8 protein-coding genes are annotated in these 9,326 nt (G+C 68.5%); all 8 read left to right on the top strand.

What is annotated here, in order from left to right:
• Positions 1-102 precede the first annotated feature (102 nt).
• The 8 genes from ACH4S7_RS20785 to hisN all read left to right on the top strand — a co-directional run bounded on the left by ACH4S7_RS20785 (position 103) and on the right by hisN (position 9,263).
• Positions 103-777 carry a TetR/AcrR family transcriptional regulator gene (locus tag ACH4S7_RS20785; RefSeq protein ID WP_398522685.1) on the top strand — a complete coding sequence of 225 codons (675 nt, stop codon included), beginning with the start codon at positions 103-105 and terminating at the stop codon, positions 775-777.
• A 196-nt stretch (positions 778-973) separates the two neighbouring features.
• Positions 974-2,824 (top strand): asparagine synthase (glutamine-hydrolyzing), encoded by a 1,851-nt coding sequence (gene asnB / locus ACH4S7_RS20780; protein WP_398522684.1) that lies wholly within the window; start codon positions 974-976, stop codon positions 2,822-2,824.
• Positions 2,825-3,546: 722 nt separating this feature from the next.
• Entirely contained in the window at positions 3,547-4,389 is an 843-nt protein-coding gene (locus ACH4S7_RS20775) for an SAM-dependent methyltransferase (protein WP_398522683.1), read from the top strand.
• 326 nt (positions 4,390-4,715) lie between these two features.
• Complete coding sequence (locus ACH4S7_RS20770) at positions 4,716-5,204, top strand: NUDIX hydrolase (RefSeq protein ID WP_398522682.1); 489 nt, start codon at positions 4,716-4,718, stop codon at positions 5,202-5,204.
• A gap of 96 nt (positions 5,205-5,300) precedes the next feature.
• Entirely contained in the window at positions 5,301-6,323 is a 1,023-nt protein-coding gene (locus tag ACH4S7_RS20765; RefSeq protein ID WP_398522681.1) for a Gfo/Idh/MocA family protein, read from the top strand.
• A 47-nt stretch (positions 6,324-6,370) separates the two neighbouring features.
• Positions 6,371-7,660, top strand: a complete 1,290-nt coding sequence (locus ACH4S7_RS20760) for a DegT/DnrJ/EryC1/StrS family aminotransferase (RefSeq protein ID WP_398522680.1) — start codon at positions 6,371-6,373, stop codon at positions 7,658-7,660.
• Positions 7,661-7,686: 26 nt separating this feature from the next.
• A complete protein-coding gene (locus tag ACH4S7_RS20755) occupies positions 7,687-8,376 on the top strand; it encodes a methyltransferase (RefSeq protein WP_398522679.1) in 690 nt (229 codons plus the stop codon).
• 80 nt (positions 8,377-8,456) lie between these two features.
• The gene (hisN, locus tag ACH4S7_RS20750) at positions 8,457-9,263 is read left to right on the top strand and encodes a histidinol-phosphatase (protein ID WP_398522678.1); all 807 of its coding nucleotides are present in this window, start codon (positions 8,457-8,459) and stop codon (positions 9,261-9,263) included.
• Positions 9,264-9,326: the final 63 nt, after the last annotated feature.

Here is a 9,326-nt window from a genome sequence, read left to right as displayed (position 1 = left end):
GGTCGAACCGCCGCACCGACCGGCGGTGTCCGGGCCACCGCGACGGCCGGGTCCGCACGGCCGGTCGTCCGCGGCGCCCCGCGATGGTGAAGAATGCCCGGCGTGGACCGGGAGACAGGCCGACCGCTGCGGGCGGACGCGGAGCGGAACCGTCGGCTGATCATGGAGACGGCGGGCCGTCTCTTCGCCGAGCGGGGGGCCTCGGTACCCCTCAATGAGATAGCGCGGGCCGCGGGCATAGGAGTCGGCACGGTGTACCGCCGGTTCCCGGATCTGCAGGCACTGATCGACGCCCTGTTCACCGAACGGTTCACCGCGTTCCTCCGGATCGCGGCCGAGGCCGCGCTCCAACCGGAGCCGGGACAGGCACTCCGCCACTACGTGCTGGAAGCGGCGCAGTGGCGGGCCCGGGACCAGGCACTGGACATCATCTTCGCCAACGCGAGCGTCGACACCGAGCCGATCGACAGACTGCGTGACGATCTCCGCGTCCGCGTGGACCGGCTGACAGAACGGGCGGTGGCGGCCGGCACGGTCCGCGCGGACTTCGCCAGCGCCGATGTCTACGCCATCCTGTACATGGTCGGTGCCATCGCCGACCGTACCCATGACATCGCGCCCGCGGCATGGCGCCGCTATGCCGAAGCCCTGCTGATGGGCTTCGATCTCGTACAGGGCCCGGCGATGCACACGTCCACGATGACCGACGACCAGTCACGTCGGTCGTGGCCCAAGGCCCCCGAACCGCACCCGGGCAGCGCCGAGAACGGCTGCTGAGGCGCTCGGACCGCCGTCAGGTGGTGACGGCCGGCGACCCTGAGGTACGCCGCCGACGTGGGGCACCCGGAGGGACGGGAGCCTGACAACCGCGTTCCGTGGTGGCACGATCACAGGGCTGCGGGGGTGACGGCACCACACTCCGCACGATCGTTCCGCGAGGACCTCCACATGGACACGACTCAGGGAGCCAGTTATGTGCGGCATCACCGGATGGGTGGACTTCGAGCGCGACCTCCGGCACGAGCGGCGAGCGACGGCCGCCATGACCGGCACCATGGCCTGCCGCGGCCCGGACGCCGAAGGCGTCTGGACGGACCGGCACGCCGCCCTCGGGCACCGCAGACTCGCCGTCATCGATCTCGAAGGCGGCGGACAGCCGATGACCGCCGAGGCCGACGGAAGGGTGATCGCCTGCCTCACATACAGCGGCGAGGTCTACAACTTCCGCGAGTTACGCGCCGAGTTAGCGAGCCATGGCCATGCCTTCAGGACCCGCAGCGACACCGAGGTCGTCCTGCGCGGTTATCTGCACTGGGGCGAGGGCGTCGCCGAACGCCTCAACGGCATGTTCGCCTTCGCCGTGTGGGACGCCCGCAGCGAGGAGCTCCTCCTCGTCCGCGACCGGATGGGAGTCAAACCGCTCTACTACTTCCCCACCACGTCGGGAGTGATCTTCGGCTCGGAGCCCAAGGCGATCCTGGACCGTCCCGAGGTGCCACGACGGGTCACCGCCGACGGGCTGCGGGAGATCCTGGAGATCGTCAAGTCCCCCGAACACGCGGTCTTCTCGGGCATGTACGAGGTACGGCCCGGCCATGTCGTCCGGGTCACCCGCAGCGGCCTCACCAAACGCCGCTACTGGTCCCTGGAGGCCCGGGAACACACCGACGACCTGCCCACCACCGTCCGCACGGTCCGGGAGCTGCTTCAGGACATCGTCGAACGGCAGCTGATATCCGATGTGCCGCTGTGCACCCTGCTCTCGGGCGGACTGGACTCGTCCGCGATCACCGCGCTCGCCGCCAGGAGTCCGACGGTGCGGGGCGAAGGGCCGTTGCGGTCGTTCTCCGTGGACTTCCACCCCCACGGCCGGGAGTACGTGGCCGATGGTCTGCGTGGCACGTCGGACGCGTCCTTCGTCCGCGACATGGCGCGGCACGTCGGAGTGGAGCATCAGGAGATCCTGCTGGAAAGCGGGGAGATGGCCGAGCCCGGGCTGCGGGCGAAGGTCCTGCGCGCGGTGGATCTGCCCCCCGCCTACTGGGGTGACATGTGGCCCTCCCTCTACCGGCTGTTCCAGTCCGTACGGCAGCACTCCACGGTCGCTCTGTCCGGAGAGGCGGCGGACGAGGTGTTCGGCGGCTACCGCTGGTTCTTCGACCCGGAGGCGGTCCGGGGCGAGACCTTCCCCTGGCTGGCCCCGGCCACCCGGGTCTTCTTCGACGGCAAGCAGTTGCTGGATCCCGGACTGCTCCGCACCCTCGGCATGGACGACTTCCTGCGCGACAGCTTCGCCCAGGCCATGGGCGAGGTCCCGGTACTCCCGGGCGAGAGCGCCGTGGACCGGCGGATGCGGCGGCTCAGCCACGTCCATCTGACCCGCTTCGTCCAGACCCTGCTGGACCGCAAGGACCGGATGAGCATGGCGGTGGGCCTGGAGGTGCGGGTGCCGTTCTGCGACCACCGGCTGGTGGACTATGTCTTCAACGTCCCCTGGGAGATGAAGACCTTCGACGGCCGGGAGAAGAGCCTGCTGCGGGCGGCCACCGCCGATCTGTTGCCCGAATCCGTTGTACGCCGGGTCAAGAGCCCCTACCCCACCACCCAGGACCCCGCGTACGACCGGAGACTCCGTACGGCCCTGGGCGAGGTACTGGCGGACCCGGACGCGCCGGTCCTGCCGCTGCTCGACCGGCCGGCCGCGCTGCGCCTGATCGGCTCCGAGGTGGGCGATATCAGTCCGCAGCACCGCCGCACCGGGACGGAGCTGGCACTCGGCCTCAATTCCTGGCTCTCGGCCTACGCGGTGACGCTCGACCTGTGACGCACCTGTGGTGCGCGTGGGGCGTCCGAGGCCGCTGCTCCGACTTCGGACGCCCCACGCGCACCACACGCCTGACCCACTCCGATCCGCCGGGGGGTATGCCGAGCTGTAGGCGCCGGACGCTGACCGCTTGTGGCGGGCCCCTCCACCGACGGGGCAGAGCGGGGGCGTGGCTGGCCGAGACACGGGTGGGCGCCGGAGCCGAAGTCGATCCGCCGACGGGCATCGCGCTCGATGTCGAGGCGCCGGGTGTCCCCGCGGGCAGGCCCTCTCCACTCGTCCGACCGGCTCCCCCCCCAGGCGCCCTGGACGAACTGCGTGTCCTCCGGGAAAATGGTCCCTCGATGCCCACCACCACCGTCAGACGCCAACCGGAGAGGGCCTACGGCATCGGTCACCGAGGCGGAGATCCTTGCCCTCGGCCCAGGTCGGGTCCACCGCCCCGGGGCCCGGCTGATCGCCACAGACGAAGGCCACTTCCACGGCTTCGGCGATCAACTGATCGTCAGCTTCAGGTTCCCCATCGCAGACCCCGCCCACGCACCGAACCGATCGCGGGTTGTCCGGGCACAGCCGAGGTTGCCGTCCGTAACACCCAGGTGCTCCGGTAAGGCCACCCGCAACGCCTCGAACTGCAACGCCGTCAAACCGACGCTGTCGCCGCCGTTATAGGGGAACCCCTGCCGGCCACCGCAGACGGCGTCGACGCTCGGGAGACTTCCATGACCAACGACCCATCCGTGCACCACGCCGTCCCGTCGTCACCGGGCCTCGGTCGGCTCGATGACGAGCAGACCGAGGTCGCGGACGGCGCGGCCCTCGACGGAAACATCCACCTCGGCTACTGGGACAGCGCCGCGGACGACCGCTCGCTCAACCAGGCCACCGACCGGCTCACCGACCTCGTGGCGGAGCGACTGGCCGCCGCACCCGGCCGGCGTCTGCTGGACGTCGGCTGTGGAACCGGACGGCCCGCCCTGCGCATCGCCCGGGCCACCGGAGCTCATGTGTCAGGAATCTCGATCAGCGAGCAGGACATCGATCTCGCCCGAACCCGGGCGGACGTCACCGCACTCGCCGACCGGGTGGACTTCCAGTACGCGGACGCCTGCGCGCTGCCCTTTGAAGCCGACTCCTTCGACGGTGCCTGGGCGATCGAGTCCATGATGCACATCCCCGACCGGACCACCGCCCTCACCGAGATCGCCCGGACCCTGCGCCCCGGTAGCCCGCTGGTCATCACCGATGTGCTGCTCCGATCGCCGGTGACCGGGGATGCCGCGGATCTGGTCCGTCGGACGTGCCGGGCGTTCCAGTCCCCCTCGCTGCCCGAACCGGCGAAGCTCCGTACCGCCCTCAACAGCGCGGGTCTGGAGGTGGTGGAGTTCAACGACATCGGAGAGCACGTACGGCGCACCTACCAGGCGTTCGCCGACGCCTTCGGCGATGTCGCACCCTCCGCCGACGACCCCCATCACGAGTTCTTCAACTTCACCCGCTCCCTTCCCCGGTTCGGTGCGCTCCCACAGATCGGCTATGTCCTCCTGGTCGCCCGACGCCCGTGAACGAAGGACCCGCCCGGGGGAGCGGGAGTGGTACGACAGGGCCCCGCTGCTCCGGCTTGCCGGGCGCCGGGTGCACCGGAGGTCGACCCCTCACCGAGCCACGATGAGTGACCCGAAGAAGCCGCGGCGTCCGAAGTCTGATGCGAACCTATGTGCCCCTAGGGGGCCAGGTGGTATTGAGGGCGGAAACGCAGGTACCTTCAAAATTGCGATCCGGTGATAATGCGGGCTGTTCCATATCGTGGTTCGGATTACCCGGATCCGTCTATATGTCAGTCGGATGTATGACGCATATAAGTATGATGTGTGAATGAGGTGAGGGAAGAATGGCCCGCATACCCATCGCCGACCTCGCCGAATCCCGACTGATGGTGGGAGCGCTGATCCGCGACCCGTACGACCGGATCTTCGTGCAGCGCCGTGCGGCCGGCCGACGCCTCTTCGCCGGGTGCTGGGACGTCGTCGGCGGCGCCGTGGAGGAGGGCGAGTCTCTCCTGGGCGCGCTCCACAGGGAGATAGCGGAGGAGACCGGGTGGCGCCTGCGCTGTGTTCTCGCCCGGGTGGCGCACGAGGAGTGGACGGCGGACGGACTACGGCACATTGAGTCGGACTACGTCGTCGAGGTGGACGGAGACCTTTCGTCACCCGAACTCGAACGGGACAAGCACACCGAGTTCGCCTGGATAGCGGCCGACGAAGTCTCGCTGCTTGATGAGAACGAACTGCTCAGCAACAGTACCTTCATCAAGGACGTTGTGACCGCAGCGCATGCCTGGCTCGCCGATGCTTCCGGGAAGAGCCGCGGAGCTCTCTGAACCGCCCTGCGTCCAAGAGTCCGACAGGGGTCTCCACGAGCCTTACCGGCTGCCTGCGTCATCCTCGAATGATGTTCTGTGAGGGGGGTTTTCTGCATGCCCGGCGACAAATTGAAGAAGCTGAACTCTCGATCGCGAGTACTGCTGGTCGGATTTTCCGGACATCAAGGAAGGGAGTACCTGCCGATCATCCGGGAGAGCGCGGATATCGTCGGCGGGGTCGACCCCGCCCCGGCTGCCTCATCGCTCGCCTGCGAGTGGGGGTTCCCGCATTACGATCTCCTCGGTGAGGCGCTCGACAGAGTCGACTTCGACGCCGCGGTGGTCACCGTGCCGCACAGTGAGCACTTTCCGGTCTGTGTGAAAATCCTGGCCCACGGCAGGCACGTCATCAAGGAAAAGCCGTTCGCCGTCACCGAGCAGGAAGCCCGGCAACTGATACATCTGGCGCAAGGGGTCGACCGCAGCGTCTTCACGCTGCTGCAACGGAACTTCGACCCCGTGTTCCAGTTCGCCCGGGAGAATCTCGCGCGGATCGGGAAGCCCTACTGGTTCTCCTACGACTACCACCTCAACCTGGCTCATCCCACCGAGGGTTGGCGCGCCTTCAGGGAGCAGGCGATGGGTGGCGTGCTCCTCGACATGGGCTACCACCTCATCGATGTGCTCTGCGGAATGTTCCCCCAACCCGAACCTCCTTGGGTGCACTCCGCCTTCGTGCACCAGTACCAGGAAACGCGGGATCGCCGGCTGGAGGATCTCGTCAGCCTCGTGTGCGGCTACCCCTCAACAGAGCTGGTGGGCTCGCTGCGCATCTCACGCCATCACTACGAGAAGAGCGAACGCCTCTCCGTGCTCGGTACGGAGGGTGCGTTGAGCGTCGTCCCCGGGGTCGCCGTCCTGCACTCCGTCGGAGGGCTGCCGCTGGAGCGCCACATCTGGGAACGTCCCAAGAGCGACACCGCGCGTTCCATGATCGCCCACCATCTGGGCCATCTGGACGATCGCGGTTACCGCCATGACCACCTTCAGCGTCAACTCGCCGTCGTGCGCACGATCGACGGAATCTACCGGGACCGTTCTCCTGAGCGGAACGAGCTCGCCGACCGGTGCGCCTGACCTCTGCCGTCAAGGTCCGAGCCCACCCGCGAAAGCAGGAAGGACATATGACCACCGCCGAACGACTCGCCCTCTTCGGAGGCGCGCCCGCCGTCGCACAGCCGCTGCCGCACGAGGTCTGGCCGCCCCCTGCCGATGAGGCGGAGCTGTCCGAACTGGCCGAGCAGCGGAACACCGACATCTCCATCAAGGGCAACAGTGGTCCCATCGGCCGGCTTGAGGCCGATTTCCTCGCCTTTCTGAACGGCGGAGCCCGCTTCGCGGTCACCTTCAACTCCGGTACCAGCGCCCTGCTCGCCGCCTACTTCGCGCTCGGTGTGCGCGAAGGCGTGGACGTCGTGGGACCGGCCCTCACCTACCACGCGGCGCTGAGTCCCGTCTTCGCGCTCCGCGGTGACGTGATCCTGGCCGATATCGACCCCGCCACCCGTGGTCTGGACCCCAAAGCACTTCCAGCCGCGCTCACCGAGCACACCAAGGTCATCACGGTCGTCCACCAGTGGGGCCACCCCTGCGACATGGACGCGATCCTGGGGATCGCCGAGCGATACGGGTTGCGCGTTTTGGAAGACTGCTCGCACGCCCACGGCAGCCACTACAAGGGGAAGCCCGTCGGTACCTTCGGCGACGCCGCGGTCTTCTCCCTCCAGGCGAACAAGGCCGTCTATGCGGGGGAGGGCGGCATCCTCGTCACGAGCGACCCCCAGGTGCACGACCGTGCCACTCTCCTCGGCCACTACCGGGACCGCTCCCGGGACACTGTCCTCGACGAGGACCTGCGTACGCACTGGGTCACCGGCTTCGGGCTCAAGCTGCGCATGTCGCCGTTCAACGCCATCGTCGCCCGGCACGCGCTCGCGGCGTTCCCGGCCCGTAAAGAGGCCCGGCACCGCTGTCTGCGCCACTTCGGCGAGCAGCTCGGCGACGTGACCTATCTGGAGCCGGTGCACGTCGCCGACCATGTCGACATGGGCGCCTGGTACGGCTACAAACCGCTCTACCGGCCCGCGGCACTGGGCGGTGTCCCACGCTCCGTACTCATCGAGGCGCTGCGCGCCGAAGGCATGGAGGTGGGTGCTCCCTCCGGCCCCCGGCTGTCGACCCTGCCGCTCTACGCCCGCCCGGAGAACCCCCTTTTCCCGGGCACGCCGAAGAAGGGCACCGCGGCGGAGACCGGCTCACACGCCGAGCACGTCGAGCGACATGCGCTGTCCCTGCCCACCTTCACCAACTGGCCCGGGGACAGGACGCTCATCGACCAGTACGCCGAGGCATTCCGCAAGATCGGTCGGCACCGCGAAGCACTCGTGCGGTACGCGGCCTGCCCGTCCCGATGACCGACACCACCGAAGAGGTAGCGACCATGACGTTCAAGGAGTCCCCCGAGGACGTGGCCCAGGTCCTGCGACACGCCCTCGTGGGTGACGACCTGCCGGACTCCTTCACCCTGCTGGGGCGGGAATGGAGCCTGCACCGGGGCGTCTTCCCCAGCACCCTGAGCGCCGCCACCGAGGTGCTGGCCTCGATCGTGCCCTATCCGCAGGGTGGCTCGTTCCTGGAGGTCGGCTCCGGCACAGGTGTCATTGCCGTGACCGCCGCGCTCAGCGGATGCGCCTCCGTCACCGCGCTGGACATCAATGAGAAGGCGGTGGCCAACACGGTTGCCAATGCGGAGCGGCACGGTGTGAGTGACCGGGTACGCGTGCTCCACAGCGACATGTACGCGGCCCTGGGGCCCACCGAGCGCTTCGACACCGTCTTCTGGAACGTGCCCTGGACCTATGTGGATGACGGCTTCGCGCTCTCCACTGATCTGCACTCCGCCGTCTTCGACCCGGGCTACCGGGGCCAGGCCCGGTACATCGCCGGCGCCCCCGAGCATCTGGCCGACGGTGGCCGACTGCTGCTCGGCACGGCCGACCTCGGGGACCGCGAACGGCTCGACGCCTGCGCCGACGAAGCCGGTATGCGGGTCGAACTGCTGCACCGGGTACGCCGGATCGAGGAGGTACGGGTCATGGAATACCACATGCTCGAACTGCACGCGAAGTGATCCCGGCAGCCCTCGGCGCTCCGCGCGGATCGCCAAGGGCTCGGCCCCGAAAACCTACGTTGGGTGCGGAGAGGTACTCCATGTCATCACAGGCCGATCTCGAACTGGCCCGGCAACTCGCCGATATCGCCGACAGCATCACCGGCCGACGCTTCCAGGCCCGCGACCTGCGGATCGAGGAGAAGCCGGACCGTACGCCCGTGACCGACGCGGACACTGCCGTCGAAACGGCCGTACGCGAGGCGCTGAGGTCCGCACGCCCGGACGACGCCTTCGCCGGGGAGGAGACCGGCGGTTCCGTCACGGCCGGGCGCACCTGGATGGTCGACCCCGTCGACGGCACCAAGAACTTCCTGCGCGGGGTACCGGTCTGGGCCACACTGATCGCTCTGCTGGAGGACGGCCGACCCACCGTCGGTGTGATCAGTGCCCCTGCCCTGCACAGCCGCTGGTGGGCGGCGGCCCAACGGGGTGCCTGGCTGCGGCGCGGGCCGATCGACAGCGCCCCCCTGCCCCTGCGGGTCTCCGGCAACACCCGCCTCGACGAGGCATATCTGTCCACCACCAGCACACGCACCTGGGACACCTTCCACTCGCGCGAGGCGTATCTACGCCTGGCCGAAGCGTGCTGGGAGGACCGTGCCTTCGGAGACTTCCTCCAACACTGCATGGTCGCCGAAGGAACCCTCGACATCGCCGCCGAACCGGTCGTGAACCCCTGGGACATCACCGCCGTACAGATTCTCGTGGAGGAGGCGGGCGGTGTCTGTACCGATCTGCTGGGCGCGTCGCCCCAAGGCGGCACCGGAGCCCTGTCCGCCAACCCACGGTTGCACCGGCTCGCCCTGCAAGCCCTCGCGTCCCCCCGCCGGGGGTGCCGCTTCTGACCACGATCCCGGCACCGTTTGACCCCGGCGCCCAACTGCCAGGGTCGGACATCCACAGAGAGG

This window comes from Streptomyces sp. NPDC020965, from assembly GCF_044333555.1.
Classification (GTDB): domain Bacteria; phylum Actinomycetota; class Actinomycetes; order Streptomycetales; family Streptomycetaceae; genus Streptomyces.
The sequence above is the reverse complement of the archived record's forward strand: the minus strand, read 5'-3'. Positions and strand labels throughout refer to the sequence as shown.

Excerpts from the sequence above, each read along its gene's own strand:
- hisN (WP_398522678.1), top strand. The coding sequence starts at position 8,457 with ATGTCATCACAGGCCGATCTCGAACTGGCCCGGCAACTCGCCGATATC.
- ACH4S7_RS20765 (WP_398522681.1), top strand. The coding sequence starts at position 5,301 with ATGCCCGGCGACAAATTGAAGAAGCTGAACTCTCGATCGCGAGTACTG.
- ACH4S7_RS20770 (WP_398522682.1), top strand. The coding sequence starts at position 4,716 with ATGGCCCGCATACCCATCGCCGACCTCGCCGAATCCCGACTGATGGTG.
- ACH4S7_RS20775 (WP_398522683.1), top strand. The coding sequence starts at position 3,547 with ATGACCAACGACCCATCCGTGCACCACGCCGTCCCGTCGTCACCGGGC.
- ACH4S7_RS20760 (WP_398522680.1), top strand. The coding sequence starts at position 6,371 with ATGACCACCGCCGAACGACTCGCCCTCTTCGGAGGCGCGCCCGCCGTC.
- ACH4S7_RS20755 (WP_398522679.1), top strand. The coding sequence starts at position 7,687 with ATGACGTTCAAGGAGTCCCCCGAGGACGTGGCCCAGGTCCTGCGACAC.
- asnB (WP_398522684.1), top strand. The coding sequence starts at position 974 with ATGTGCGGCATCACCGGATGGGTGGACTTCGAGCGCGACCTCCGGCAC.